Origin of the sequence: Proteus sp. FZP2095 (assembly GCF_023701425.1) — a bacterium.
GTDB classification, from domain to species: Bacteria; Pseudomonadota; Gammaproteobacteria; order Enterobacterales; family Enterobacteriaceae; genus Proteus; species Proteus cibarius.
In genome coordinates, this window is sequence record NZ_JAMQBJ010000001.1 from 521,648 (window position 1) to 545,585 (window position 23,938).

At 32.2% G+C, this 23,938-nt stretch carries 33 protein-coding genes and 6 pseudogenes; 26 read left to right on the forward strand and 13 right to left on the reverse strand.

Going from position 1 to position 23,938, the window contains the following annotated elements:
• Nucleotides 1-191: 191 nt before the first annotated feature.
• The gene (locus NBG71_RS18825; protein ID WP_215534280.1) at nucleotides 192-353 is read right to left on the reverse strand and encodes a YnfU family zinc-binding protein; all 162 of its coding nucleotides are present in this window, start codon (nucleotides 351-353) and stop codon (nucleotides 192-194) included.
• A 305-nt stretch (nucleotides 354-658) separates the two neighbouring features.
• Here NBG71_RS18825 and NBG71_RS02390 point away from each other — a divergent pair.
• Nucleotides 659-826 (forward strand): annotated as a pseudogene (locus tag NBG71_RS02390) (isocitrate/isopropylmalate family dehydrogenase); the annotation flags it as partial.
• 109 nt (nucleotides 827-935) lie between these two features.
• Here the strand turns inward: NBG71_RS02390 and NBG71_RS02395 are convergent.
• Nucleotides 936-1,052 (reverse strand): annotated as a pseudogene (locus tag NBG71_RS02395) (integrase); the annotation flags it as partial.
• 16 nt (nucleotides 1,053-1,068) lie between these two features.
• Between NBG71_RS02395 and NBG71_RS02400 the strand changes: the two are divergent.
• The 4 genes and pseudogenes from NBG71_RS02400 to NBG71_RS02415 form a co-directional block, all read left to right on the forward strand.
• Nucleotides 1,069-1,326: pseudogene (locus NBG71_RS02400) on the forward strand (antiterminator Q family protein); the annotation flags it as partial.
• Nucleotides 1,327-1,666: 340 nt separating this feature from the next.
• Nucleotides 1,667-1,879, forward strand: coding sequence for a transcription antiterminator/RNA stability regulator CspE (gene cspE / locus NBG71_RS02405; RefSeq protein WP_191902007.1), 213 nt, complete (start codon nucleotides 1,667-1,669; stop codon nucleotides 1,877-1,879).
• Nucleotides 1,880-1,886: 7 nt separating this feature from the next.
• The gene (gene ymcF / locus NBG71_RS02410; protein ID WP_419894679.1) at nucleotides 1,887-2,027 is read left to right on the forward strand and encodes a cold shock small protein YmcF; all 141 of its coding nucleotides are present in this window, start codon (nucleotides 1,887-1,889) and stop codon (nucleotides 2,025-2,027) included.
• Between the two features lie 183 nt (nucleotides 2,028-2,210).
• Nucleotides 2,211-2,669: an Hsp20 family protein gene (locus NBG71_RS02415; protein WP_156733358.1), complete on the forward strand. Its 459-nt coding sequence runs from the start codon at nucleotides 2,211-2,213 to the stop codon at nucleotides 2,667-2,669.
• Between the two features lie 130 nt (nucleotides 2,670-2,799).
• Here NBG71_RS02415 and NBG71_RS02420 read toward each other — a convergent pair whose 3' ends face one another.
• Together NBG71_RS02420 and NBG71_RS02425 are read right to left on the reverse strand one after the other, a co-directional pair.
• The gene (locus NBG71_RS02420; protein WP_075672633.1) at nucleotides 2,800-3,441 is read right to left on the reverse strand and encodes an IbrB-like domain-containing protein; all 642 of its coding nucleotides are present in this window, start codon (nucleotides 3,439-3,441) and stop codon (nucleotides 2,800-2,802) included.
• 12 nt (nucleotides 3,442-3,453) lie between these two features.
• The gene (locus tag NBG71_RS02425; protein WP_196563464.1) at nucleotides 3,454-4,680 is read right to left on the reverse strand and encodes a phosphoadenosine phosphosulfate reductase; all 1,227 of its coding nucleotides are present in this window, start codon (nucleotides 4,678-4,680) and stop codon (nucleotides 3,454-3,456) included.
• Nucleotides 4,681-4,985: 305 nt separating this feature from the next.
• Between NBG71_RS02425 and NBG71_RS02430 the strand changes: the two genes are divergently transcribed.
• The 9 genes and pseudogenes from NBG71_RS02430 to NBG71_RS02465 all read left to right on the forward strand — a co-directional run bounded on the left by NBG71_RS02430 (nucleotide 4,986) and on the right by NBG71_RS02465 (nucleotide 9,457).
• Entirely contained in the window at nucleotides 4,986-5,645 is a 660-nt protein-coding gene (locus NBG71_RS02430) for a class I SAM-dependent methyltransferase (protein ID WP_191902013.1), read from the forward strand.
• A gap of 61 nt (nucleotides 5,646-5,706) precedes the next feature.
• Nucleotides 5,707-6,102, forward strand: coding sequence for a subtilase family AB5 toxin binding subunit (locus NBG71_RS02435; protein WP_159242163.1), 396 nt, complete (start codon nucleotides 5,707-5,709; stop codon nucleotides 6,100-6,102).
• Nucleotides 6,103-6,225: 123 nt separating this feature from the next.
• Entirely contained in the window at nucleotides 6,226-6,561 is a 336-nt protein-coding gene (locus NBG71_RS02440) for a c-type lysozyme inhibitor (RefSeq protein WP_088495864.1), read from the forward strand.
• Nucleotides 6,562-6,641: 80 nt separating this feature from the next.
• Nucleotides 6,642-6,839: a hypothetical protein gene (locus NBG71_RS18900; RefSeq protein WP_191902015.1), complete on the forward strand. Its 198-nt coding sequence runs from the start codon at nucleotides 6,642-6,644 to the stop codon at nucleotides 6,837-6,839.
• A pseudogene (locus NBG71_RS02445) lies at nucleotides 6,827-7,066 on the forward strand (glycoside hydrolase family protein); the annotation flags it as partial. The gene NBG71_RS18900 and the pseudogene NBG71_RS02445, both read left to right, overlap by 13 nt.
• Nucleotides 7,048-7,206, forward strand: a complete 159-nt coding sequence (locus tag NBG71_RS02450; protein ID WP_162837602.1) for a hypothetical protein — start codon at nucleotides 7,048-7,050, stop codon at nucleotides 7,204-7,206. The pseudogene NBG71_RS02445 and the gene NBG71_RS02450, both read left to right, overlap by 19 nt.
• A 2-nt stretch (nucleotides 7,207-7,208) precedes the next feature.
• Nucleotides 7,209-7,653, forward strand: a pseudogene (locus NBG71_RS02455) (lysis protein).
• A 299-nt stretch (nucleotides 7,654-7,952) separates the two neighbouring features.
• A complete protein-coding gene (locus tag NBG71_RS02460; RefSeq protein ID WP_075672627.1) occupies nucleotides 7,953-8,336 on the forward strand; it encodes a YgiW/YdeI family stress tolerance OB fold protein in 384 nt (127 codons plus the stop codon).
• A gap of 929 nt (nucleotides 8,337-9,265) precedes the next feature.
• Nucleotides 9,266-9,457, forward strand: coding sequence for a YqaE/Pmp3 family membrane protein (locus tag NBG71_RS02465; RefSeq protein ID WP_004242485.1), 192 nt, complete (start codon nucleotides 9,266-9,268; stop codon nucleotides 9,455-9,457).
• A gap of 214 nt (nucleotides 9,458-9,671) precedes the next feature.
• On the opposite strand, the pseudogene NBG71_RS02470 reads toward NBG71_RS02465, so the two are convergent.
• Nucleotides 9,672-10,001: pseudogene (locus NBG71_RS02470) on the reverse strand (HNH endonuclease).
• A 41-nt stretch (nucleotides 10,002-10,042) separates the two neighbouring features.
• Between NBG71_RS02470 and NBG71_RS02475 the strand changes: the two are divergent.
• The 4 genes from NBG71_RS02475 to NBG71_RS02490 all read left to right on the forward strand — a co-directional run bounded on the left by NBG71_RS02475 (nucleotide 10,043) and on the right by NBG71_RS02490 (nucleotide 12,167).
• Complete coding sequence (locus NBG71_RS02475) at nucleotides 10,043-10,183, forward strand: hypothetical protein (protein WP_157954970.1); 141 nt, start codon at nucleotides 10,043-10,045, stop codon at nucleotides 10,181-10,183.
• Between the two features lie 535 nt (nucleotides 10,184-10,718).
• Nucleotides 10,719-10,874, forward strand: coding sequence for a hypothetical protein (locus NBG71_RS02480; protein WP_164530190.1), 156 nt, complete (start codon nucleotides 10,719-10,721; stop codon nucleotides 10,872-10,874).
• Between the two features lie 126 nt (nucleotides 10,875-11,000).
• The gene (locus tag NBG71_RS02485) at nucleotides 11,001-11,342 is read left to right on the forward strand and encodes a hypothetical protein (protein ID WP_196728925.1); all 342 of its coding nucleotides are present in this window, start codon (nucleotides 11,001-11,003) and stop codon (nucleotides 11,340-11,342) included.
• Between the two features lie 603 nt (nucleotides 11,343-11,945).
• Nucleotides 11,946-12,167 (forward strand): DUF465 domain-containing protein, encoded by a 222-nt coding sequence (locus NBG71_RS02490; RefSeq protein ID WP_075672624.1) that lies wholly within the window; start codon nucleotides 11,946-11,948, stop codon nucleotides 12,165-12,167.
• A 211-nt stretch (nucleotides 12,168-12,378) separates the two neighbouring features.
• Here NBG71_RS02490 and NBG71_RS02495 read toward each other — a convergent pair whose 3' ends face one another.
• The 4 genes from NBG71_RS02495 to NBG71_RS18910 all read right to left on the reverse strand — a co-directional run bounded on the left by NBG71_RS02495 (nucleotide 12,379) and on the right by NBG71_RS18910 (nucleotide 14,366).
• Nucleotides 12,379-12,645: a putative Se/S carrier-like protein gene (locus tag NBG71_RS02495; RefSeq protein ID WP_164530462.1), complete on the reverse strand. Its 267-nt coding sequence runs from the start codon at nucleotides 12,643-12,645 to the stop codon at nucleotides 12,379-12,381.
• Nucleotides 12,620-13,705, reverse strand: coding sequence for a YedE family putative selenium transporter (yedE, locus tag NBG71_RS02500; RefSeq protein ID WP_075672622.1), 1,086 nt, complete (start codon nucleotides 13,703-13,705; stop codon nucleotides 12,620-12,622). Before yedE ends, NBG71_RS02495 begins: the two co-directional genes overlap by 26 nt.
• A 231-nt stretch (nucleotides 13,706-13,936) precedes the next feature.
• A complete protein-coding gene (locus NBG71_RS18905; RefSeq protein ID WP_438811289.1) occupies nucleotides 13,937-14,176 on the reverse strand; it encodes a DUF7832 domain-containing protein in 240 nt (79 codons plus the stop codon).
• A gap of 91 nt (nucleotides 14,177-14,267) precedes the next feature.
• Nucleotides 14,268-14,366, reverse strand: a complete 99-nt coding sequence (locus tag NBG71_RS18910; RefSeq protein ID WP_438811288.1) for a DUF7832 domain-containing protein — start codon at nucleotides 14,364-14,366, stop codon at nucleotides 14,268-14,270.
• 335 nt (nucleotides 14,367-14,701) lie between these two features.
• Here NBG71_RS18910 and NBG71_RS02505 point away from each other — a divergent pair, with 335 nt between their 5' ends.
• The 3 genes from NBG71_RS02505 (at nucleotide 14,702) to NBG71_RS02515 (ending at nucleotide 16,009) form a co-directional block, all read left to right on the forward strand.
• Complete coding sequence (locus NBG71_RS02505; RefSeq protein WP_075672621.1) at nucleotides 14,702-14,983, forward strand: DUF5339 domain-containing protein; 282 nt, start codon at nucleotides 14,702-14,704, stop codon at nucleotides 14,981-14,983.
• A 347-nt stretch (nucleotides 14,984-15,330) separates the two neighbouring features.
• Nucleotides 15,331-15,720 carry a hypothetical protein gene (locus NBG71_RS02510; RefSeq protein ID WP_143484138.1) on the forward strand — a complete coding sequence of 130 codons (390 nt, stop codon included), beginning with the start codon at nucleotides 15,331-15,333 and terminating at the stop codon, nucleotides 15,718-15,720.
• A gap of 43 nt (nucleotides 15,721-15,763) precedes the next feature.
• Nucleotides 15,764-16,009 carry a hypothetical protein gene (locus tag NBG71_RS02515; protein ID WP_075672619.1) on the forward strand — a complete coding sequence of 82 codons (246 nt, stop codon included), beginning with the start codon at nucleotides 15,764-15,766 and terminating at the stop codon, nucleotides 16,007-16,009.
• Between the two features lie 52 nt (nucleotides 16,010-16,061).
• Here NBG71_RS02515 and NBG71_RS02520 read toward each other — a convergent pair whose 3' ends face one another.
• Together NBG71_RS02520 and NBG71_RS02525 are read right to left on the reverse strand one after the other, a co-directional pair.
• The gene (locus NBG71_RS02520; protein WP_099659649.1) at nucleotides 16,062-16,601 is read right to left on the reverse strand and encodes an AAA family ATPase; all 540 of its coding nucleotides are present in this window, start codon (nucleotides 16,599-16,601) and stop codon (nucleotides 16,062-16,064) included.
• 234 nt (nucleotides 16,602-16,835) lie between these two features.
• Nucleotides 16,836-17,591 (reverse strand): hypothetical protein, encoded by a 756-nt coding sequence (locus NBG71_RS02525; RefSeq protein ID WP_250916521.1) that lies wholly within the window; start codon nucleotides 17,589-17,591, stop codon nucleotides 16,836-16,838.
• Between the two features lie 354 nt (nucleotides 17,592-17,945).
• Here NBG71_RS02525 and NBG71_RS02530 point away from each other — a divergent pair, with 354 nt between their 5' ends.
• From NBG71_RS02530 to NBG71_RS02545, 4 genes are all read left to right on the forward strand, one after another.
• The gene (locus NBG71_RS02530) at nucleotides 17,946-18,143 is read left to right on the forward strand and encodes a ParD-like family protein (RefSeq protein WP_036913277.1); all 198 of its coding nucleotides are present in this window, start codon (nucleotides 17,946-17,948) and stop codon (nucleotides 18,141-18,143) included.
• A 12-nt stretch (nucleotides 18,144-18,155) separates the two neighbouring features.
• Nucleotides 18,156-18,932, forward strand: a complete 777-nt coding sequence (map, locus tag NBG71_RS02535; protein ID WP_075672616.1) for a type I methionyl aminopeptidase — start codon at nucleotides 18,156-18,158, stop codon at nucleotides 18,930-18,932.
• A gap of 273 nt (nucleotides 18,933-19,205) precedes the next feature.
• Complete coding sequence (locus NBG71_RS02540; RefSeq protein ID WP_075672615.1) at nucleotides 19,206-19,550, forward strand: antiterminator Q family protein; 345 nt, start codon at nucleotides 19,206-19,208, stop codon at nucleotides 19,548-19,550.
• A 230-nt stretch (nucleotides 19,551-19,780) separates the two neighbouring features.
• Entirely contained in the window at nucleotides 19,781-20,644 is an 864-nt protein-coding gene (locus NBG71_RS02545) for a lipase family alpha/beta hydrolase (RefSeq protein ID WP_099659650.1), read from the forward strand.
• A 70-nt stretch (nucleotides 20,645-20,714) separates the two neighbouring features.
• On the opposite strand, the gene NBG71_RS02550 is transcribed toward NBG71_RS02545, so the two are convergent.
• Nucleotides 20,715-21,152: a type II toxin-antitoxin system HicB family antitoxin gene (locus NBG71_RS02550; RefSeq protein WP_109418964.1), complete on the reverse strand. Its 438-nt coding sequence runs from the start codon at nucleotides 21,150-21,152 to the stop codon at nucleotides 20,715-20,717.
• 243 nt (nucleotides 21,153-21,395) lie between these two features.
• On the opposite strand from NBG71_RS02550, the gene NBG71_RS02555 reads away from it, so the two are divergent.
• Nucleotides 21,396-22,133, forward strand: coding sequence for a phosphatase (locus tag NBG71_RS02555; protein ID WP_075672612.1), 738 nt, complete (start codon nucleotides 21,396-21,398; stop codon nucleotides 22,131-22,133).
• Between the two features lie 74 nt (nucleotides 22,134-22,207).
• Here NBG71_RS02555 and NBG71_RS02560 read toward each other — a convergent pair whose 3' ends face one another.
• Complete coding sequence (locus tag NBG71_RS02560) at nucleotides 22,208-23,806, reverse strand: methyl-accepting chemotaxis protein (protein WP_075672611.1); 1,599 nt, start codon at nucleotides 23,804-23,806, stop codon at nucleotides 22,208-22,210.
• Between the last annotated feature and the right edge of the window lie 132 nt (nucleotides 23,807-23,938).

A 23,938-nucleotide genomic window follows, 5' to 3' on the forward strand; every position in this document is an offset into this window, starting at 1 on the left:
ATTATTTCATAAGAATCGAGTGATTTTTAAGATTTTAACTACCTTTTTAGATTTACAAAAAATGGTCAAATACCACTCTATGAGCTAATTTCTTACTTTATAACTCACTAATTTGCCATATAAAAAACTCACACAAATATGCTGGTGGCTGTTGTTTAATATTCACTGTACAACCGATTACTGTATTGTTTTTATATTTTATTGAAATAAAACATGTAGCCACAATTGGGGCATAATAGGATTAGGTTTTTCTTAAGTTTGTGTTTGTTTTGTTTAGCTACGTAAGAACAGCTTGGGCAGGTAACTTCTACTAGTGCGTCTTGAAACATTCTTATCACATTAAAAGCTTTCATATCTTTCACCCATTATAGGGATATCGTAATTCAGTGTACGTTACTTCGTACTATAAAGCTCAACTTTTATACTTTTATTTGTAAAGGCCTATTTTATTGAGCTATATGATTAGTGTATGAATCGTTCTTTATGTAATCACTATTTATTCTCTAATTACCCTTTCATAAAGTTAATATGTGGTTATCAAAATCAATAAAAGCATTATGGTAATCAACTAGTTATAAAAAGGTATAATCATCGTCTTTCGGGTCTATTAAGGGTAAATATTCCTTAATAAACAAGTGGTTAATTGTGGTGGGTTTATATAATGTTACGCCACATGGGTTGGACAGAAGCCGCTGACTTAATCATTAAAGGTATGGAAGGCGCGATTGCCGCTAAGACTGTAACTTATGATTTCGAACGTCAGTTAGAAGGCGCTAAACTACTGAAATGTAGCGAGTTTGGTGACGCTATTATCAAACACATGTAATTGTTGATTTGATAAATAGTTAACGGGAGCTTATCAGTTCCCGTTTATTTTTTGTACTATAAAATTCTTCCCCAAAATATCCCCAAAACTCTTCCCCAAAACTGTTCAATTAAACAGCAATAATTTGCCATTCTTTGCCTCTATCGTCGTGGTATTTATCAGTCATATTTTGTGTTTTATGCCCCAATAATTTTTGTGTATTAATTCCTTGCTCAAGACGAAGCTGAGAGCAATGTTCTGATGATGATGGCTTAAAAATAAATAAAGCGGTATTACATTTAAAGGTAAATAATAGTTACTTGTTTCAGTTAGTTATTATGTACTATGTGAAGAATTATCCTTTGCGTTCAATGGCTTCAAAACTCGGTATTTCTCATAATGAAGTGGCTAAGCGATTGCAGACAGCGGAAGGCTTTATTGAGGGATGTCTATCGGTTGATAACGTAAAATTAGATATGGATAAAATAATTAGAAAACACCACATTTATAGTCTTGCGTAATTACAAAACACAATATATTGTGTTAATAATGGTTTTGATATTATACCTCTTATCTATTAAAAACCTCGTGAGTATAACGGGGTTGTGTTTTTTAGAGGTCTACTTAAGCAGATTTACCGCTAAAAAATAAAGTTTGCTATCTGCATTTTTCTATGGCTTAATAGCGTCACTGGTTTGGAAGTACAGACCTATTTATGTTAGTAAGTTTAAAGTTGTTCCCGTTTAGCGTTATCCTTGATACCTCTTCATTGTGAATTCCTTCTAATTAATTCCCATAAGTAAAAATACAAAACAAACCGCCTATGCCTTATGGCAAATTAAATAAATTAAAGGAAATTCTATGTCTAATACAATGACTGGTACAGTAAAATGGTTCGATGAAGGTAAAGGTTTTGGTTTTATTACTCCAGCTGATGGCAGCAAAGATGTCTTCGTACATTTCTCTGCAATCCAAAGTGATAGCTTCAAAACATTAGCTGAAGGTCAACAAGTTTCATTCGCCATGGAAAATGGTATGAAAGGCCCAGCAGCAGGAAACGTGGTGGCTCTCTAAAGGCGCTATTACTATTCGCCTCTATTTTAAATGCCCTTGTTGTCGCGGTTCACAATATAGAACATCACAATTTGATGTCACAGTGAACAATCCACACGGCGCAAAATGTATCTTTTGCAAAAGTGTGATGACAGCTCAAATGAGTTAAGCATTAAATAGTTGAATATACAAAACCTCGCTTCGGCGGGGTTTTTTGCTATCTACAATCTCATATTAGTTAAAAATAAAAAATTTAGATTTTAGGGCTTGAAAAACTTTCGCTCGTTCATATTTATATTTTGGGCAAATAAGATACCGCTCATAATTCACTAAATACTGAAGGAGGAGTTATATGCCTAATATTAAACCTTTTTCATTATTCCCAACATTATCTGACAACTTACTTTCAAATCGTTTTGATCAGATAGATCGCCTGTTTAGTCAGTTAACAGGCAGTAAGCCCATTGCATCACCAATTCAGACTTATAACCTGAAACAGATTGATGATAACCATTATGAACTGACAGTGAGTGTGCCTGGATATCAAGAAAATGACTTATCGGTTTCATTAAAAGGAAGCCGTTTATTGATTGAAGGGAAAAAAGAAGAAAAATCAGAAGAAGACAATGATAAATGGCTCCACCGAGGCATATCTCAAGGGCAATTTACATTGCAGTTTGACCTCGGTAGAAATGTTAAAATAGATAAAGCGGATTTATCAAGTGGGCTTCTGACTATTGCTATTGAGTATGAGTTGCCTGAAGAAGAAAAACGGCAAACAATAGCGATAGAAAATAAAGATAAAAAATAATTGGATTAGATAACGTGAATAAGATTAGGGCTACGCATAATGTGTAGCCTTAATTGTTTTTGTAAGAGCTTTAAATTGGATTAATTCAAACTTGGGTTGATTAGTTTTATCGATAGAAAATAATTATTTCTTATTTTACTGTCCAAGCTTCTGAAAAATGGCGCTTTGAAAATAATTCAGCTAATCCACAGATTTGTTTTAAGCGTAATACTTCATCTTGTGACATACCTAGTTCATCACCAATCCGTTTATCGCTCCATCCTAATCGGGATAGATCTCTAACTATATCTGACATAGCTGCGACTTGATGTTGTCCTCTTGCTCGATTATGACGAATAGTTGTGGCTATTTGATCTGACATTGTGTGGTTTTTAACATCAAGGATAGTGACGGGTAAATAATTATTAATTCGTTTTTTTAATGTATTTTCTTTACTTAATAAATAACGATGATAGCCATCAATGATTTGCCATTGCAATTGTTTAGTTTTATTTTGTTGTGCAGATAATACTACAATGGGTTGAGTATAACCGTCTTTTATCAATGAGGTTTTGAGTAATCTCTTTTCTGTAGGAGACATAACATTAGGGTTGTAGTCATTTGCTATGACTTGATTTTGCTTTATCCAAAGAACACAATCTATAGGTTCATTTTTGAATGGACTAATTTGATGAAGAAATAATTTGATTTTGTTGATAGCTTCAATTTTTTGCTCATCATTTAGTTTTAGCAGATAATCTTTTAGCGAAGAAAACACTGTTTCAATAGTCATATTCACCTCTTGTTAAATCAACTGCCAATTTTTACGTTTTTCCTGTATCCGTTTGCAATATCGGTCATAACAGTGTGATTTGGTAGGACTAAATGCTAATGTTCTACACCAAAAATCATTACGTAAAATAGTTTTACAGATCCGTCGCCAAGACGGGATTTGTTTACTGCTAGTATCACCGTCTTGTTCATCTGGTATTCCATTTGGGTAATCTCGCTCAGCATACCAATGAAGGTAAACTGCGATTTTATTTCGGTAATGTTCGGCTGTTTGTTCTGGTAAGCTCGCTAGTAAAAAGTGGGCGTAAGATTTCCATGTATGATGGGCGGGTTTACTAATTTTACGTTGCCCAAAAAAGCCTGATTTATTAAGAGGATGGGTGTATAACATACCTGCATCAGCGCCACTCACTCGTTCACAAGCGAGACTCCACGTCTCAGGTTCTAAAACATGGTATAACCATAGCCCTTTACGTTGTTCAGGGCCAAATGGCTCACAAATGCGCATTTGACTTAAACTAACCCCAGCTTGGTGCATTAGATCATAAATAGAATTATAGGGTAGGTTAAAACGTGAAATGTATGTCCAAATATCTTTTACATGCCAGTCATAAATAGGATAGGCCATATAATAAAAACCTTCGGGTGATGCCGTTGTCCATGGGATGTCATCGGCATAACGTAGTTTTTGGTTGTTATTGATAGCAATAAAGCGATTTAATGATTCATCGGTTCTGATCCCTAATAAAATAACTGAACTACGATGATTTCCTGTGATCCACTGATTAAATGCAGGTGTGAAGTCTTCAAAAATCATATTCGGATGATAAAAAGGGAAAAAGTCTGGATCAGTGATTGCGTCTTCTGGCGGTTGCCTTACCCATTTTTTTCCTGGTTCCCAAGCTGTCCAAGTCGGTTCATATTGTGAGATCCCACTTTCCGTCGTGATAGGTAATGCTATCCAGTAAAATCGCTCCGTACAGTCTTCATACAAAAATTTCATTTTTGCAACATGGCTAATGGTCGCGGAGTATTGCACTTCCCAGTCAAGAAACATGACATTGAATTTTCGATGCCGCTTTCTTGCTTCTGCAGCAACAAGATGAAACAGAACAGTAGAATCTTTACCTCCAGAAAAGGAGAGAGAGATTTGTTCAAAAGTATCAAACAACCATTCAATTCGCGTTTGAGTAGCATCTAGCACATTTATTCCAAGAGGAATTTTGTGTTTGCAAGACATAACTATCACCAGAATAAGTTAGTTAATAGTATTAATACTTAATCATATTTAGATTATAAAGGTAAGTGATGATTGATGATTATCACTGAGATTTACTTGAAAAATAGAATAATAAATCATATGTCATTGTTATTATTGATAGTCTCTAATAATGAAAGATTTTTTATAATTAAGATAAATAAATAAAGAAAGTGATTTAGTGAGTAGATAATATTTTAAAAATATTACCTGATTTATTATTCGGTATTTTCAACTATTCATACAATAAATAAAAAATAAAATAGTCATTTTATGATAGGTATTGTATGACATTAAGTACACATGATGGAGTTAAAGTATATACACCAGTGTCATTGAAGCTATATGATTGGTGGGTGCTTAATATTTCTAATAGCTATGCATGGCAGTGTGATACGAATAAATATTTAATTCCACATTTTAAAAATCATCTCGGTGATCGCCATATGGATATTGGCGTTGGAACGGGGTTTTATTTAAAAAAATCATTAAGTTATATAAAAGAAATCTCATTGACTGATCTTAATTTGCACAGTCTGGAACATACTAAAAAGTATATACCTGATGACAAATTAATAAATTGCCTCGAGCATGATGTTTTTCAGCCTTTCTCTAATAAATTAAATGCATCTTATGATTCTATCTCATTGTTTTATTTACTACATTGTTTGCCAGGAACGATGGGTGACAAGAAAAAAGCGATAGAAAATATAAGTTATTTACTGACTGAAAAAGGGGTTTTATATGGCACAACGATTTTAGGGCAGGGAGTCAAACATAATTTTTTTGGTAAAAAATTAATGTCTATTTACAACAAAAAAGGTATTTTTTGCAATTATTCTGATTCGATGGACTCTTTGGAAGAAATGCTTTCCTCTTTATTTCATGACATCTCTATACATGTACAAGGTACTGTAGCTTTGTTCACGGCGAAGAATAAAAAATAATAAGAAATATTATTCTGGGTTAGAGGACTTTTATCTTTATTTTTTAAGGAATGGTATGTTAATGCGTAGCCTGTTTTTTACCTTTTTATTATTAACACCAACGGCATTTGCCACAGATACATTAAGTCATAATATTGAATATTATTCTAATGTTACGTTAACGGATTTTAATTCGGGAAAAATTGAAGATGGTCGGTATTTTTGTGTTAAGGCCATGAATCATGGTGGTGAATTTATCGCTTGTGCAGTATCTAACAAGTCAGATTGGGCTTCTTCTTATGAGCACTTTTTTCAGCAAGCACATTATTACTACACAACAGGTAAAAGCTTTAGGTTATATGTTCAACCTAATGTTTGGACTCATCCCAAATTTACTCGAGTATATTCAAATAAAGCGATAGCAGGGTTCGCTAGTTGTCATAATAGTCGTTGCATGGGACCAGTGAAAGATAACTAATTGATTAATATTGAATTTTATAAATTAGATAAATCCCATTAGAGTATCAGATAGACTTTTTTAAATTAGTGAGAGTAAAAGAATACTCTATAAACGCTAACTTAATGATATTTAGGAGACTATATGAAATTTTTATTTAAAAGTGTTTTTTTTGCAGTAGGTATTTTGTCTTCTAGTTTTGTTATGGCAGATAATGCTGATGAGATAACCAAAATTTCTTATACGTGTGAAAACAATCAAATAATGGAAGTCATTTATATAAATACAGCAAAAGATAGCTATGCAATCATTAATCAAATGGATGAAATGATACCAATGAAGATTATGAAAATGGCTTCTGGTGCAAACTATGAGGCAATGAATAAAAATTACACCTATAAACTTTATACTAAAGGTGACAATGCCGATTTAGTTGAAGGAAAAGATAAACCAGTATTGAGTGGTTGCAAAGCTGGCTAATTGTTGCCTTCTATTGAAAATTATTTATTGTTCTTATAGAGGTCACTTCGGTGACCTTTTTTCGTATAAAAGAGGTAAGCATGGACATTCAGCAAGAAATAAAAATTTGTATACTATCGGCACGAGTAAAACAACAAGAGCAACAAATTGCAGAGTTACAAAAACAGCCCGCTGACATGCAATTAACGAGCTGTGAGTTAGAGGCTATTAATAATGCCACATTAATGGTTATTTCTAATAATCTCATTGAAATAAAAAAAGCTAAGTCGATGCATTAATCAAAGTACCACTCGATGATTACACCAAAGCCGCTTTATATTCCTTTGCTTTTAATGTGGGTACCATCGCATTTGCTCGCTCAACATTACTCAGAAAACTAAACGTTGGTGATAGAGCGAGTGCCTGCGAAGAAATGAAACGTTGGGTATATGCAGGCGGAAAGGTCTGGCGAGGGCTTGTCAGTCGTCGAGAGGCGGAGTCAGCACTATGTCATGGAAACCTTTAATCATCATTATCAGCTTTATCCTTGCATTACTCATTACAGTAGCTGGTGGCATTTATCTCTTGATTGATAACTCATGTACTAAAGACCAAGTTAGTTTAGAAAAGCGCTGTCAGATTGCACTCTCATATCATCGGTACTAATCATGAAATACGGAAAACTCTATACCGTCATTGCGATGGTAGGCATTATTGTGGGTAGTTATTGGGTGATTAATTGGCAAGCTAACAGAATTACCACACTGACAGATACCAACAAAAAACTAACTGTGGCTCTCGAAGAACAGAAATCTATTAATACTGATTATCAAGCACGCATAATGCGATTAAACCAACTGGATATGCAATATACGCAGGAGTTAGCGAATGTTAAGAATGAAATTAGCCGCTTGCGTGATATTAGTGAGCACCATCCTGAGCGGGTGTATATCAAAGCCGAGTGCCCAAAAAGCAAAACCACTCCCGGCAACCACCGCCCGATCTACTGACACCGCTATCAGAAATTATTGGTTACTCAGAGAGCGAAGTACAGAATCAGAGCAAATGATTAAAGGGTTACAACATTACATTAAAACTGAGTGTTTGAAATAAAAATCATTAATTAAATGCTTGTGATTGTTTTGATAAATAAATAATACAATTAAATTTTAGGTTATTAAAAATAATATTGCTTTCAATCCGTATTAATACTTGTTAATTATATGGTTATAAATTTTAATCTTCATTAATTTATCTAATTGTCAGATTTTATTTTTTAATTGTTATTTTTTGTAAATAGTGTTTTTTTTAATTGACTCTGGAGTTGACTCCATACTTATACTCTAATCAGATACAAAAATAAGGACTAACAAATAACCTTAATAAATAGTTATTAATCCCTAGGAGGATTTATGAAAAAGTTATTAGTGGTTGGGATGTTAAGTGCGGCAGTATTAAGTTTATCCTTTAACGCAATGGCTAATTATAATGGTAATCATCAAGTAAATAGTGGTGGGTTTGTTTCACAATCAACATCTGTTACTAGTGTATCAAATGTAGATAATCTCCCAAATAATAGCACAATAATTATCGAAGGATTTATTGTTAGAAATATTACCCATAACGTATATGAATTTAAAGATGATTCTGGAAGTATCCGTGTAAAAATTGATAATGATAAGTGGAATGGCCTTAATGTTTCATCTGATACAAAAATTCGGATAGAAGGAAGAATTGATAACCACCTAGTTCAAGATGAAATAAACGTAGGTAGAATATCCCTAGTAGGGCAATAACAACTCAATCAAGGTCGTGCAAAACATGGCCTTGATTTTAAAAGAAATTATAAAAATAAAAGGGAGTGTAATAATGAGACTATTAAAAGGCCCGATTAGTTATTTATTTATAATAATCTTAATTGCAATATCCTTTATTTATCGTGACTCAATTTTATTACTCTATAATTATGTTATATCTCAACAAGATTCAATTTCTCAAATTTTAGATAGTGTTAATAAAGTTATGACGCTATTTCAGTAAATGAAAATATAGGTGTCGAATTTTCTTTTGTTCATTGTAATAAAAACAATGTATATATATGAAAATGGTATCTTTGTTGATTAATAAAATAGCTCTGTGATTTATAATTACAGGGCTTTTGATAACTTAAAATAGATTTAAAACTATCAATGTGTTCGAAATTGGCTTGTTGGTGAAGTTAAATGTCATTAATGCTTTCATGCGCTTAATTTCTTGTCTTAATATAAATGAAAGTTTTATAATGTGGATGCTGATGTTATATGTAAGTATATTTACCAGATGGCATCGATAGGTGTTAGATAATTATTTATAAATGGAATAAATAATTAAACAAGGATTAAATGATATTAGAATAGAGAGCGAAAACAGAGTCATAACCTCAAGAGAATGATATGGAAAATTGAATAACAGAGATTTTCTTGATAGTTCTTTTTCTAGGAATATTATTTATGGCAGTTGTATAACTTGAAGGATACTCTGTGAAAATTTAATTGCTGAGGCCATAGGCATGGGTATTCTTGCTAGAATAAGTAATTTATTGTCGGTGGCTATACTAGAAAGCAATCATCAATAGAAACACACTACAAAAACAAACTTTCACTCTAAATAAATGCAATACTCCTTGTTATTTGCTATTGATTTAATTATTGATAAACTGAAATTTCGAATAATAGAGGGGGGTTTTATGAGACTTATTCTGGCGTTATTACTACCTTGGTTACAATTTTTCACGATTGGTCGCCCATTCGCTGGCATCTTTTGCCTTATCCTACAAATCACCTTAATTGGGTGGATCCCTGCGGCTATCTGGTCGGTTTATGCCCTTTCTCAATACAATACGGATAAAAAAATTGAGAAAATGTCTCGCGGTGGTTAACGATTAAGCCCCACAAATGTGGGGCTATCGATTAGCTAATACACTCTCAGTGACGCTATCCCACACCTCTTCTTCCGTGATTTTCTTCTTCCACATCGGCATAAAATCCATCAATTCAAACGGAGATGTTTTCGGAACACTGATGACCACCTTCAAGTGGACCAGGGTGAAAGTATTTGAACTTTTACCCATCCCTACTCTGTATTTCATGGTGTTATTGATACCAATGATAATTGGGATTGAGTGGAATGCCATCCGCATTACAGCCAATGAATTTGCCACTCTTTTCAATACTTTTTTTGTTGAGTTATGATGTAGTTTGCAGAAGGTTTGGAAGTTCTTTGCGTCCCAGAATAAGGCTTGGGCTTTTACGATATGTTCTTTATCACCTGATTCAAGTGCTTCTTTAAGACGATGTGGAGTAATCTACTGTGGCAGCAGTAATACGTCCTTGCTCTTGGCACATAACACAAAGTGGATGTTCATTAAGAAACGCTAATCGCGCTTTAGCCCATCGACCACCATAGACATTGCGTTTTTTCATGGTTTATTTCTGACAACATCAGTTTACCAAGGATTGAATTTATGGCGGGAGCATTAGGTAGATTAAATATTGATTTGACGCTGAATACGGCGAATTTCACAAATGCGATCAACTGTAGCCAGCGCCAAACAGAACAATTTAGACAAAGTATTCGCGTCAGTCTTCAAACTATTACCGTATAGCGGCAAAAATAGGTTATTTAGGGTAGCGTATTAGCTTTGTGGCCTATGTTCACGATGAGTTTCTTCGGCATTTCACTGAAGATGAAATCTAACGAGTGATGTTGATAGATCTAATACAAATAAGCCATCAGTTAACTGTGATTAACATATTGATTGTGATATCTACGTCAATATCTTTTATTATGAAATTTTATCGTTAGCATCTAGCTAAAAATTAAAACTAATAATGTTTTTTTAAGTGCATTTCTTGATAAAACTATTTCTCGCATCATTGGTGTAATATTCCAACAATCACTTAGATCTTCATTATCAAAGCTACACCAATGAAAGATAGTATACGTATGATTTGTTTTTTTATTTATTGTGGATAAACTAATGTTTTTCCTAAAAATAAGCAATGAACTCTATCGCAAATATCCTATCAAGAGCGTATTGCTACTCATCTTTAAATGATGGTTTTGTAAAAGCATGTAAGTCAGACCGTTCTGTTACTGTTTTATGACAATATTTTCTCTTTTACAAATGGGGAATTATTATGTCTACAATGAAAACAGAAGTTATTGTTATTCGTTTAACGAAAAAAGAGCGTGCATTATTAGATTCAATAAAAACAGCACCACTACTTGCAGATTGGATGAAAGAATTAGCACTTTCTAAATTAAAAGAGCAAGATATTTCACCTAATAAATAGTTACTAATGCCGACAAGAAGGAATTTAGTCGGCATCATTATTTTATTATTTATACTCTAAAATAGAGTAGCAATAGTAATAATAGATTATAGTTTATGCATGTTAATTTTTAAGGTAATAATAAGTATGGATATTTATAAAACTGAAAATAAGGTGATGGGGAAGGGGATATTAATGGCATTTTGGGTAGGGGCGTTAGTTGTTGTAGGATTGCTTATTTACAATGAATTAAGCTCACATTCTAATTCAGGTGGTTGGTCAAGTTTATCCAGAGCTATAACAGCGGCTTTTATTCTTTTTGGTGCGGGAATTTATTGTTTTATCTGTTTTTTTATTGCATTACATGAATGGTTAGATAATCGTAAAAAAGAGTACGTTAACATAGTAAGAATTAAAATAGCCTTAATATTGCATGGCTTAGTTTCTATAGTTGTAGGGCTACTTGCTTCACCATTATTATTTAAATGATATTAACTTAATGAAATAATCTGAGATAGATGTGAACAAAAAATTTATTGGTTAATAACAGTCTGATATATGTACCAGTTGAAACTGATTAAGTGACATGAAATTAAATAATTTTAGTCTTAAAAAACAGTTGAATAGAGCTAAATAAACTTGATTATGTTGTAATGAAAAATGATATCAATAACTATTGTTAATAAAAAAGCCCAATGTGGCGGCATTGGGCTTAGTGACTCGAATAGATGGGTATAAAAAAACTATTAGAGATCGGTATAAATGTAGTGAATTTTCATTTTATAAATTAACAATAAATGCTTTTTTTTTAGTAAAAAGTGCTTTTTTGCCTTATGTCGTCCAGTTTTAAGACAAATTGACGTTTTTTCATTCTCTTTAGCAACCTATTTTTTTACTTTTTGCTATGTGATAGATGGGCCATGTTCTCCTTTACTGAGAGTGTATAATATAAAAATATTAAGTTATTTTGAAAATTAAAAATATTAATTGATGTTGGTCTTATTTTTAACATAAAGACAATGACAGGTTAATCAGTTTGGGTAAATATTATAAGAGTATTTAATTCACAATTGATAAGGAAGGTAGCTATTTATGTTTCCAGAATATCGTGATTTAATTTCAAAACTTCGTCAGACTGATCCTCATTTTCGTGCTCTTTTTGAACAACATAACGAACTTGACCATAAAATTGTTAGATTAGAGCATAAAGATAGAAGAGGATATGGTGAAGAGGTTGTTGAGCTAAAAAAACAAAAATTAAAACTGAAAGAGGAAATTCATCAAATCCTCAAAAATCCGCCGGAAGAAGAGTGAGTAATAAAAAATAATTACTCTATAAATACATGAAGATGCAGAAACCATCCAACTAAAAAGGGATGGTTTTTCGTTTTTAGAAAGACAATCTATTTTTGAATAAAAAGTTATATAAAACAGATGGTTTTATTTATAAAGAAAAGGCTACATTTGTAGCCTTTTAACTGTCTAGGTTCTAAAAATAATAATGATAATTTGATTATGTACTATGTCAAAATTCGTCTTTCCAAAGTACATCAAAATGATGTGAACTTATTTTATAAACAGCCCTAACATTATTATTAATATACTGTTTATAAATATCATCGTTAGAAAAATAAATAGATACGGCCAATTCACATTCTGATGATATTTTTCGTGGAGCATCAATAATTTTTGAGGAAAAATTATCTTGTTGGAGTTGTTGCTGAAGTTTTTTTACAGCGTATTGCTCATGAAAAAGAAATAAGTGGTTATGCGTCATTTTTGCTAATTCCATTATCTTTTGCTTTATTTACAGCATAGGTATAAATAGCAGCAACAATGACAGCAAACAATAAACCAATAATAATAACTAGTTTACCATTATCCGTAACACCAGCAGGACTTGAGGCATAAGAGAAGTTATGAGCAAATGCAGCTCCCATCAACATACCCATGACGCTTACAGCTGCGTCTGAGTTACCTTGACCTGCATTAGCGAGTTGTCGTAATGGACAACCTGTAATTAATACACCACATAGACCGACAAGCGTCATAGAGAGAAAATTCCATAGTCCATCGCTGTGGGCTATGGGTTGATTTTCAAAACCAAGGTTAAATTTGCCTAAATAAAGATTACCTAAAAAAACAACAAGTGTTAATGCGATTACACCAAACGCCATATTATAGTTACGCGATAAAAATACATGCTTGGCCATTCCAATAAAGCAGAATCTTGTGCGCTGAATAATAAAACCAATAATAAGTCCTGCGATAATAGACATCCACACTGGTGCATGACTTGCTCCAGGGCCTTTTACACTGGCATTGAATATATCACTGTTCCATAAGAATAAAGCAAATAGGAATATACATATAATAGGTAAAATAAAACCTTCTATAGGGGATTGACGATAATTTCTTGGGAGAGAAAATCCTTTTTTAATAAATAAGCTACCTATGCCAATTCCTATTATTAATCCAACTAATCCTATTACAGCATTTAAATCACCGGCACCGATACGAAGCACCATTCTTAATGGGCACCCTAAAAAAACTAAGCAGCCAACCATCATTAGAAAGCCTAATGTAAAACGAATAATAGGTGCAGAGCCTGCCTTTGATTGAAATTCTCTGAAGATAAGTGCGGCAACAAAAGAGCCAAGAATAAAACCGAATATTTCAGGGCGAAGATATTGAACTGTTTCGGTATGATGCAAGCCCATACTTCCTGCGCTATCACGAATAAAGCAAGCTACACAAACACCCATATTAGGTGGATTTCCGTTAATACCAAGAAGTAACGCAATAGCACCAATAACCAATCCAGATAGAATTAAAACCCATTTTATAGACATTAAATGCCTCCGTTGATGGGGGAGTTCCCCTGACTAATAGAACCTATTAAGTACGGAGCAACTATATATAAGAATAACGCACGATTCTTGTATGTAGATCACGTCAAAATTAATAAATTAAATAAGGTAGGTTTTAAAATTTAAAAATGTTAATTAAATGCGCAATAAGTTAATTATTATTTAAATAACTTATTGCTAATAATGAAAATTGGCTTTTATAACGCAGTGAATTTAATTATTTATTTCTTTTTTCCATTTTGTATATGCATCTGTAATTACAGGTGCAATTTTGTCATAATTATCCCATGAGTTTTCAACGTAACATGAAGAAGAGAGTCCTTGGGCTAAAACATGCTCGAAATCTTCGAAATAGTTATTATTTTCTGAACCGTAATAATGTTGTGTGAAAGCATATCCTTTATCACTCAAGTCATCACTAATAAATTTTTTGTCGTAAACTGGATAAGAAATGCCAGACCATCCATTTCTCTTTTACGTACCATTTCTAACTCATCAATTGCATCTTCTTGTTGGTCTTCACTTTCTAGCTATTTTTAATAATCTAAGTCAAATAGAATCCTATATGTATACCTCCATTTTCAGGTGGTAGGTCATCAGGAAAATCACCATATGCGTGCCAGCCGATTCTATCAATTTCCACTTTTCTACCTATTAGTTAGTGGAGATGATTTGATTATAGTGTGTATTATCAATATACAAACAATAGTATTGCTATAAAAATCAAATTACTAGTAGATAACAATCACATATTAGTTTAAAAATAATAAATCAATACGTTAAAATAAAACTGAGAATAACGGGCTAATTTCAATTATCATATTTTGACTTTTTTTATTTCAATCATTATTAGATATGATTATATTTTTTAAATTAAGATAATACTTATCCCTATTTTATTCTTCTTTGAGATAATGCTGACTTAAGAAAAATAATTGAAGTTACTTTCTAACTGCAAATGATACTTAAAGGATATTTATGAAAAAGCTTATTCTAGCATTGGGTTTATTATCAATTTCTTCTATCGCTGTTTCTGCTGATTTATCTAAAGCATGTGAAGACTATTTTAAAGAAACTGACTCTTATGTTGAGTTAATGGCAAAAAATGATGCAACTAAGGCTCAAGCAGAAGCGATGAAAGCGCAATATGCTCAAGCTAAAGAACAATTTGCAGCATTGCCTAAAGATGTTCAAGAAAGTACTTGTAAGCAAGCTTTAGATTCTTTAGAGCAAATGAAAAAAATGTCAGCAGCTCAATAAATTTTATTTATTGTATTAAGCGGACACCTTGTTGGTTTCCTTTTTATTTCAATATGACAGCAATTTAATATAGCCAGTTACTATATATTTTCTTTAGGCATTATTTTTGTTTATTCATATTATTCATGAATATGTTTATTTTTTATAACTCTTGTTATTTTGGTTAAGTGTTTTCTTTGTTCTATGTTTTTAACTAGATTATAGCTAAAATTATTATATATCATCATTTTATGAGCGAGTTTTTCTATTTTTATATAAATGGTGAAATTTATTTTGTTGATGAATTGATTTTGTGGAATAATTATTTATTCCTATTTCTTATTGATATTTAATCTATGTATTACTTTTTGTTTTTATTACTTTCTGTATTTATAACTTCTGGTTGTACCACTAATAAGGCAACTCAAGCCAAATTAATTGGGATACATACTGATAATCGCACTCCTAATAGTCACGAGGTAAATAGTAACTTAGTTTTTATGTTGGGAAAGCAATCTCGTTTTGAAATAGAAGTACAAGAAGAAAAACAAAGACTTGGACAAGTTTTTAAAGTCGGTTTAAATGAGAAAATACCATCAATAAATAATCAGTATTTAAACAATAATAATTCAACATTAAAGCCTATTCAAAAAATAAGTTTTACCATGCCAGTTCCTGAACCTATTTGGAATGAAGAAAAACAAACAGTTGAATTCAAATGGAAACAAAAACCACATTATACTTTTGATGCCTATTAATACTTTAATATAAATTTAAAATTTAATTTCATATGGGGAAATTATGCGCATAGCAATCACTTTATTATTATCATTTCTATTACTAGGTTGTGCTACTGATAACGTTACTTTCAGTACGGGTAATTCAGGAAGTCATAGAATAGGTAGTCCAGTGTGTTCTGCATTAGTTTGTGGTAAGAATACTCGAACACCAGGAGAGCAAAAAGCAATTAATGAAGCTGTTCATGAACAACAGCGAGCTATTATGCGAGGAGAAAAACCTGATTTACAGATCATGGCTTCTTATTAAAATTTAATACTATTATCTATGCCAGTAATTACTACTGGCTGATAATCATTCTCTAAACTTTATTAATAATAAAATTAGCTCTATCATTTATTTCTATTTTAGGTATCTCTATCAAATTATAATTATATTTTCTATAAACAGCTATCATTGCTAAATAGGTTTCTTCTGCTTCTTTCTCTGTTTGTTTTCGTTCTTGATCTTGAGTGTATATTTCAGGCCATGGTGGTGCTATAAACACATTTGTAGCATAACGAAATAAGGTAATTGCCTTATCAAGATGTTTGGGAATAGCTAAACCACATAGGAGTAGATATCCTGCAATATCAGGAATGCCTCTATCATAGAAATAGGGAATTTTATTATTGCTTGCTTCATGCCATGAGCGTAATTCCCAAATTAGCATTGCTTGGGCAAAAGCGTTAGGATCTGTCCATGGTAATGCATTTCCTTCAATAACACTTTGGTCTTGAATAATGGCTCTTCCTGCTTCTAAAGAACAGGGATAGCCTTTATTTTTAAGTTCGTTTATTAGTGTGGTTTTTCCGGAGCCGGGGCCACCAGTTAGTATAATGCGATGTGATTTCTCAGGCATAATAACTCCAATAAGTTTATATAATTTAGAAAGAAAAAGAGAATAAGGATGGTATGTAGGGAGAGTTAATACGGGAGCTGTTAGACATTAAATATACCTAAAAAATAGAACTAGAAAAAGTGCATTAGCATTAAATGTTAATATAAATCTCAAGCTGTTTTATTTTATGGAAGCTCAAAAAAATAGCGTAATAATTTACGCTATTTTTAGAAGAAAAAACTTCATTGATAAATATTAAGGTATACAAGGCTCTGGTGCATAGTTATTATTTGGGAAAGCGTTTGGTAAATAACTACATTTTCTGATTATTTCTTGTGTCCCTTCTTTTGATTCAAAAAGAGCAACACCAATTACACCTGTATTTCTTTTATCACCTTGAGCATTGTAGTTTACATATCCTTCCTCAGGTGCACCAAAGCGAAAAGCGGCAACTTGTTGCTGATTTTTTCTAAAACCTTCAACAAATAGAGTCTCTCCAGGTCTTAATAAATAACCTCTATTTTGATAAGAGCCAGCGGTTCCACTGATAACATCTAGTCCATCAACAGTAATAACAGCTTCGTATATTACTTTATGGCTAGTGTTATGTAAGAAAATAATATATCGCTCATTTTGTTTTCCATATAATAAATATTGATTATTTTGAGCGTGATATAATGGAATTATATTTCTGTGTTCAGTTAAGATTGATAGCTTTACTGGACTTTCGCTAATACGTGCAATTTTTGAATAAGAACTGGAAGATATATCACTTTGATAAAATATAGATGTTGTTTGTGAAGGTGTTTCTGATAAGCGATATGCTTCAACACTTTCAGTAACAGAAGATAAACTTTCTCCCCATTTCGTTGAAAGCGTTCTATTTTCAGTCTGGTCATTAGCAACACTTGAGCTAGTAGGATAGTTTCTCCCAATTGTTGTACAGCCTGAGGTTAATATTAAAATACTACTCAGTAACAAAAACGATGCGATAGTTTTGAATAAATTCATATTTTTTCTTTCATTAGTATTTATACGAAATTCGTTTCTAAAATTTATTAATATTAAATTAGTGCTTGCGTTTTAATTTGTCTCTCAGTTAATTCTTAGGGTGGTAACATTTAAAGAGAAATAGCTGCAATTTAGGATAATTTGAAGTCAAATATTATGAATTTGTAGATGAATAAAATGAAATATATGAAAAGCAAAAAATAGGATTTCTTTATTTTGAGTACTATTTCCCCTTATTTTCTTATTTAGGCATTTTATGCCTACGATAACTATCTAATAGCAATTGAAAGAAGAAGAGTTTGATTCTATTATAGAACGTATATGTTTTATTATGATCTGTATATAAGGATTGTTGTGGGTATTGTAAAAATTTCTGATGAATTACATGAATACTTGCGAAAAGCAAGCAATGTGATGTCTCGCTCTGTTAATGCTCAGGCAGAGTTTTGGATAAAAATTGGCATTCAGGCAGAGTTAAACCCAGATAAAACGTTTCCAATGATTATCAATGAAATGTTGGAAAAAGAAGCCATCAAGCAAGAAGTAGAATAAGAGGAAAGAAGAATGGATAAAATAACGATTAAGACGGCCGATGAAATTGAGTTAATGCGTGAATCAGGACGCTTATTAGCGAAAGTTTTTACAATGCTTGATGATTTTATTGTACCAGGTGTTTCTACACTGGAAATTAACGATAAGGTTGATGACTTTATTGTCAATGAACTTCAATCGAGACCTGCAAGTAAAGGTCAATATGGCTATGAATATGTGCTAAATACATCTATAAATGAAGTTGTTTGTCATGGTGTGCCAAAATCAGATGAGCGCTTAAAAAGTAAAGATATTATTAATGTTGATATCACACTAGAAAAAAATGGATTTATTGCTGACTCTAGTAAAATGTATATTATGCCTGAGGCATCTCCTATTGCGCGGAAATTAGCAAAAACAACATATCAAGCAATGTGGGAAGGTATTAAGGAAGTAAAACCAGGTGCGACATTAGGTGATATTGGTCATGCTATTCAAAGCTTTGCACAAAGTCATGGATATAGTGTAGTAAGAGAATACTGTGGGCATGGAATAGGAAGAGAAATGCATGAAGCGCCACAAGTATTACATTATGGTATTAAAGGGCAAGGTATTGAATTAAAAGAAGGTATGACTTTTACGATTGAACCAATGATAAATCAAGGCGGCGCTAAAATAAAAACCAAAAAAGATGGTTGGACTGTTGTGACAAGAGATAAAAAATTATCCGCTCAATCAGAACATACTATTTTAGTAACAGCAACAGGGTATGAAGTACTCACTTTACGTCCAGAAGAAGTATTACCATAATTGCAAATCTCTTATATTTATAGCCATTTTAAGAAAAAATATTCTTTATATTTTCAAAATAATTTAGTTTTTAATTAAAGTGGCTAGTTGCATCTCCTTAACTTTTCATTTCTATCAATAAATTAAGTTTATAACTCATATTTTTATAAATCCGAGTTGTAAATTACACTTTGGCCACTATATTAATATCAATACTTATTAAGTATTAATGGAACATTATTAAATGATTGCAGGATGCGATTGTTACTCTATGAAAAAAATAAGGAAGTTAATATGGAGAATATTTCGAAAACTTTAGAAGAGTGGGGATCATGGGTAGCCAATGATCAAGATGCTGTTAATATATTGAATAATGATAAAAAAGAAGTTATTCCAGACCGTATAAAATTAAGAAAAAAATGCACTCATCATAATGCAAATGTTATCAATGATTTAATGAAAAGACTGATGGCGTACAACAAAGAAGATTATCAGTTAATTATTAATTATTATGTTTTTGGTAAAACGTTTATACAGCTTGCAAAATATGATCAATGTTCTGATACATATATTGGTAAAAAGCTAAAAAAAGTGGAAGGAATGATTGAGGGTATGCTAATTTTCTCTAGAGTTAATTGAGACTATCAGTAAAAAATCGAAACTGATTAAAATAATGCTTTACGATCGTAAAATAGAGTTTAATCTAATAACACTTAGAAAAAATAAGTTATCAAAATACGATGTTTACTATAATTTTTTACTTCAAAGATTGTATTTTAAATGTTGTATTCTAACTATTATTTTAAGTATTGCTAATAGGATGTTTAGCAAATTAAATAAATTAATTTAAACCCAAGGAGTGGAAAAATATGTCAACTACATATCCAATTGTTTTAGTTCATGGTTTATCTGGTTTTGATGATATCGTCGGCTATCCTTATTTTTATGGTATCGCTGATGCATTAGAAAAGGATGGCCATAAAGTTTTCACTGCATCTCTTTCTGCATTTAACTCGAACGAAGTTCGTGGCGAACAACTTTGGGAATTTGTGCAAAAAATTCTCAAAGAAACGAAAGCAAAAAAAGTAAATTTAATCGGTCATAGCCAAGGCCCATTAGCTTGCCGTTATGTTGCTGCGAAGCATGCTAAAAGTATTGCTTCTGTTACCTCTGTTAATGGTGTAAACCATGGTTCAGAGATTGCAGATTTAGTACGACGCATTATGCGTAAGGATAGTGTGCCAGAATATATTGCTGATGCAGTAATGAAAGCTATTGGTACTATTATTTCTACATTTTCAGGTAATCGAGGTAATCCACAAGATGCTATTGCTGCATTAGAAGCATTAACAACTGAAAATGTGATGGAATTTAATAAAAAGTATCCACAAGGGCTGCCAGCCATTCGCGGTGGTGAAGGCAAAGAAGTCGTAAATGGCGTTCATTACTATTCATTTGGTAGTTATATCCAAGGTTTGATCGCTGGTGAAAAAGGCAATTTACTAGATCCTACTCATGCAGCAATGCGTGTATTAAGTGCATTCTTTTCTGAGCGTGAAAATGATGGCTTGGTAGGTCGTACAAGTATGCGATTAGGTAAACTGATTAAAGATGATTATGCTGAAGATCATCTGGATATGGTAAATCAGGTTGCTGGATTAGTCGGACGTGGTGAAGATATTATTGCTATTTATACAAACCATGCGAATTTCTTAGCAAGTAAAAAGCTTTAATTATCTTGTATACTGGTTGTGAAATAATCTAATACGAATGGCTCTAATTAATTTAGAGCCATTTTTATTATTATTGATTGATATCTTTATTAACGCTGACAGAAATGCCATAGCCTAATAAATAAAGTGCCTGCTCTAGATTATCTACTTTTGAGGTTTGATTAATTTCAAGTAGACGCTCTATTTGAGCACTCGTTAAATTCATCTTTCTTGCAAGATCAGATTTTTTTGTCTTTGTTTCTAACATTGCATTATGTAACGCAATTTTTAAACAGCTAATAAGAGGTAAGTAGACAATGAAATCACCTGCCTGTGCTTTGGATGGTGTAGGAATAGGTAGTTTACTCGCTACAAACTCTTCAAGACCTACATGCAAAATATCAGAGGCTTCTAGTTCAATATCATCTTCTGTATAAGCAACAGCGTGTATATTATCGAAATCACGGTAAGTGATTTCGTAAGTTTCACTTTCTTCATCAAAATGAGCGACTGCTGGATAGCTGAACATAAATAACCTTTTATAAAGTTGAAAGTCATATTTAAAATGAAATTACACAATATAATGTGTTTTCAAAATTCTTGTGTATAGTACTAAAGTGAAACTTTATTTATCTACTTGATATTAAATAGTATGTTAAAGATTAAAACATATTTATCAAAAATTATCTTCATTTCTTGCTAATGTGAGAAAAAGTGAGGTTGATAGTATATCGCTTGTTAGTTGTTAGGTATTTTTAGGAAGGAGTTGTTTATGTATCCCGTTGATTTACATGCTCATACTATTGCTAGTACACATGCTTATAGTACAGTTAGTGAATATTTCCAACAAGCTAAAAAGCAGGGAATTCAATTATTTGCAATTACTGACCATGGCCCAGATATGGATGATGCACCTCATGAATGGCATTTTTCTAACTTACCTGTGATCCCTCGTATTATTGATGGTGTTGGTATTCTTTATGGTATAGAAGCGAATATTAAAAATATCAAAGGTGAAACAGATTGCAGTGAGAAAATGAGTAAGAAATTAGATATTGTGCTTGCTGGTTTTCATGATCCGGTAATGAGTTCATTAGGCCTTGTTGATAATACAAAAGCGCTAATTGCAACAATAGCAAGTGGCTGTATTCAAATGGTAACGCATCCGGGCAATCCCAAATATCCAATAGATATTGCTGAAGTCGCAAAGGCAGCTGCTACTTACAACGTTGCTTTAGAAATGAATAATTCATCATTTATTCATTCTAGAGTAGGAAGTGAGAAAAACTGCATAGAAATAGCGAAAGCAGTACGTGATGCAGGAGGATTAATTGCATTGGGTTCTGACTCACATATAGCTTCTTCACTAGGAAATTTTGATCGAGTATTAGAAGTATTAGCCCAAATAGACTTTCCACATGAGCGTATACTGAATGTAACTCCAAGAAGAGTGTTAGATTTTCTAAAATCACATGGTAAAAAAGAGATCCCTGAATTTAGCCATTTTTAATATTAATCTGAATCAGTAATAAGAAAGCTATCCTAAGATTAAGATAGCTTTTATGCTGTAGGTAGATTTAATACTTACTGATGAAAAACAGTTAATTCTTGTTTTAATCTATCTGATTGTGTTTGCAAAGAATCTAATGAACTGACTAATTCCCGTGTCATTGTTGAGTTAGCTTGTGTTGTTTGATCTAATTGATTTATTGCATCTTCAATTTGGGCAATACCATTACTTTGTTCATTTGTAGAAATAGAAATATCGTGGATCATTTCATTAATATTTTCAGTATGTTTAGAAATATCTATCATATTATCGTTTGCGTCAGCGGCTAACTGAAAACACTGATTTATTTTTTTACTTGAATTAGCGACAAGTATTTTTATCTCTTTTGATGCTAAGTTACAGCTAATGGATAGTTCTCTTACTTCTTTAGCAACAACAGCAAAACCTTTTCCGTGCTCACCCACTCTTGCCGCTTCTACGGCAGCATTTAAAGCCAATAAGTTTGTTTGGAAGGCGATATTGTCAATCGTAGAGGTAATATCGTTAATTTGTTCAGAGAACGTGACAACCTCATGCATATTTTCAACAACGTTAGCGAGCATTTCATTACTTTGATGGATCATCGTATCTGCTTTTGTTACCAGCTCACATGATGTTTGTGTATTTTCTGCATGTTGTTTTGATGTCACACTTAATTGTCGTATTCCTGCTGAGGTTTCGAGTACAGCAGCTGATTGTTGTTCAACTCGAATGGCAAGATTATTGTTCATAACAGCAATATCACTTAGTTCGGAATTAATAAGACCGGAGCTGTTATTGATATTATTGACGATCCGCTTTATCTGGTCTCGCATTTTTTGAATATTAGTAGTGAGAATATTTATTTCAAATAGACCTTTTGTGGTGACATCAGTCGCTAATTCTCCATTACTAATATCTTCGATATTTTTCATTATCGCATTTAAAGGTGAAATAAAGTTTTTTCGCAGTACAACCTGAACTAAGAAAGAAAAAATAACAATTAATATTGAAATGACAATTAAGCTATAAATAATTTTATCGTACAGTAACTCGCCTTCACTCAATGAAGCCGTGTAATAATTTTCTAGTTGTTGATGATAGGTAGTATAAGCTTGTTCAAAATTATCTTGATAGGTTTGTGTTGGTTGATTTAAGTATTCGTATGTTTTGCCTTGTTCTAGAAAGGCTAAAAATTCAATTAATGCGGCATTAAGCTCAGTGTATTTCTGCTCTAGTTGTTGTATATAAGTTTGATTTTCAACATTATGAGGAAAACTCTTGAAACTTTCCCACCCATTTTCAACGAGTTGAAGTTTTTCTTTAGCTTGCTGTAATAATGAAGAGATATCTGTATTCGCAGTAGCCATTTTATTAATAATTAATAAGTGGCGGGAACTGGCTCTATTTAGGGTATTACGCGTTTGTAAGAGGTTTTCCCAAGTGTTATTTAATAGTGATTGTTCGTGGTAGATATTGTTTAGTGTGTTTAAGTTTCTCTTGTAATCATTGACTGAAGAGAGGAATAAAACACAAGCTAGACCAAGAAGTAAGATTAAAGAGCCTGTAATCAGCCAAACTAAAGTGGTTGTTTTTAAACTCGATAGAGTAAAAGAGACGTTTGGCAAATAACGTTGTTTGAAGTTCTTAAACATGTAATGTTATTTCCTTTTTCATAAAAATATAACTGTGTAGTTTATTGATTTTTAAGTTTTATTTTTACTTCCTGTAACTGGTATAGACAAAGAATTAAGAAAAAAATAAAAATATTTTTCTAGGTCACTCTT

Excerpts from the sequence above, each read along its gene's own strand:
- NBG71_RS02425 (WP_196563464.1), bottom strand. The coding sequence starts at position 4,680 with ATGTCTTGCAAACACAAAATTCCTCTTGGAATAAATGTGCTAGATGCT.
- NBG71_RS02515 (WP_075672619.1), top strand. The coding sequence starts at position 15,764 with ATGCGCATAGCAATCACTTTATTATTATCATTTCTATTACTAGGTTGT.
- NBG71_RS02475 (WP_157954970.1), top strand. The coding sequence starts at position 10,043 with ATGGCGGGAGCATTAGGTAGATTAAATATTGATTTGACGCTGAATACG.
- NBG71_RS02495 (WP_164530462.1), bottom strand. The coding sequence starts at position 12,645 with ATGGAATTAGCAAAAATGACGCATAACCACTTATTTCTTTTTCATGAG.
- map (WP_075672616.1), top strand. The coding sequence starts at position 18,156 with ATGGATAAAATAACGATTAAGACGGCCGATGAAATTGAGTTAATGCGT.
- NBG71_RS02545 (WP_099659650.1), top strand. The coding sequence starts at position 19,781 with ATGTCAACTACATATCCAATTGTTTTAGTTCATGGTTTATCTGGTTTT.
- NBG71_RS02415 (WP_156733358.1), top strand. The coding sequence starts at position 2,211 with ATGCCTAATATTAAACCTTTTTCATTATTCCCAACATTATCTGACAAC.
- NBG71_RS18900 (WP_191902015.1), top strand. The coding sequence starts at position 6,642 with ATGGACATTCAGCAAGAAATAAAAATTTGTATACTATCGGCACGAGTA.
- NBG71_RS02555 (WP_075672612.1), top strand. The coding sequence starts at position 21,396 with ATGTATCCCGTTGATTTACATGCTCATACTATTGCTAGTACACATGCT.
- NBG71_RS02490 (WP_075672624.1), top strand. The coding sequence starts at position 11,946 with ATGTTTCCAGAATATCGTGATTTAATTTCAAAACTTCGTCAGACTGAT.
- NBG71_RS02505 (WP_075672621.1), top strand. The coding sequence starts at position 14,702 with ATGAAAAAGCTTATTCTAGCATTGGGTTTATTATCAATTTCTTCTATC.
- NBG71_RS02435 (WP_159242163.1), top strand. The coding sequence starts at position 5,707 with ATGCGTAGCCTGTTTTTTACCTTTTTATTATTAACACCAACGGCATTT.
- NBG71_RS02460 (WP_075672627.1), top strand. The coding sequence starts at position 7,953 with ATGAAAAAGTTATTAGTGGTTGGGATGTTAAGTGCGGCAGTATTAAGT.
- NBG71_RS02520 (WP_099659649.1), bottom strand. The coding sequence starts at position 16,601 with ATGCCTGAGAAATCACATCGCATTATACTAACTGGTGGCCCCGGCTCC.
- NBG71_RS02440 (WP_088495864.1), top strand. The coding sequence starts at position 6,226 with ATGAAATTTTTATTTAAAAGTGTTTTTTTTGCAGTAGGTATTTTGTCT.
- NBG71_RS02560 (WP_075672611.1), bottom strand. The coding sequence starts at position 23,806 with ATGTTTAAGAACTTCAAACAACGTTATTTGCCAAACGTCTCTTTTACT.
- NBG71_RS02420 (WP_075672633.1), bottom strand. The coding sequence starts at position 3,441 with ATGACTATTGAAACAGTGTTTTCTTCGCTAAAAGATTATCTGCTAAAA.
- NBG71_RS02525 (WP_250916521.1), bottom strand. The coding sequence starts at position 17,591 with ATGAATTTATTCAAAACTATCGCATCGTTTTTGTTACTGAGTAGTATT.
- cspE (WP_191902007.1), top strand. The coding sequence starts at position 1,667 with ATGTCTAATACAATGACTGGTACAGTAAAATGGTTCGATGAAGGTAAA.
- yedE (WP_075672622.1), bottom strand. The coding sequence starts at position 13,705 with ATGTCTATAAAATGGGTTTTAATTCTATCTGGATTGGTTATTGGTGCT.
- NBG71_RS18825 (WP_215534280.1), bottom strand. The coding sequence starts at position 353 with ATGAAAGCTTTTAATGTGATAAGAATGTTTCAAGACGCACTAGTAGAA.
- NBG71_RS02465 (WP_004242485.1), top strand. The coding sequence starts at position 9,266 with ATGAGACTTATTCTGGCGTTATTACTACCTTGGTTACAATTTTTCACG.
- NBG71_RS02480 (WP_164530190.1), top strand. The coding sequence starts at position 10,719 with ATGTCTACAATGAAAACAGAAGTTATTGTTATTCGTTTAACGAAAAAA.
- NBG71_RS02550 (WP_109418964.1), bottom strand. The coding sequence starts at position 21,152 with ATGTTCAGCTATCCAGCAGTCGCTCATTTTGATGAAGAAAGTGAAACT.
- NBG71_RS02485 (WP_196728925.1), top strand. The coding sequence starts at position 11,001 with ATGGATATTTATAAAACTGAAAATAAGGTGATGGGGAAGGGGATATTA.
- NBG71_RS02430 (WP_191902013.1), top strand. The coding sequence starts at position 4,986 with ATGACATTAAGTACACATGATGGAGTTAAAGTATATACACCAGTGTCA.
- NBG71_RS02540 (WP_075672615.1), top strand. The coding sequence starts at position 19,206 with ATGGAGAATATTTCGAAAACTTTAGAAGAGTGGGGATCATGGGTAGCC.
- NBG71_RS02450 (WP_162837602.1), top strand. The coding sequence starts at position 7,048 with ATGTCATGGAAACCTTTAATCATCATTATCAGCTTTATCCTTGCATTA.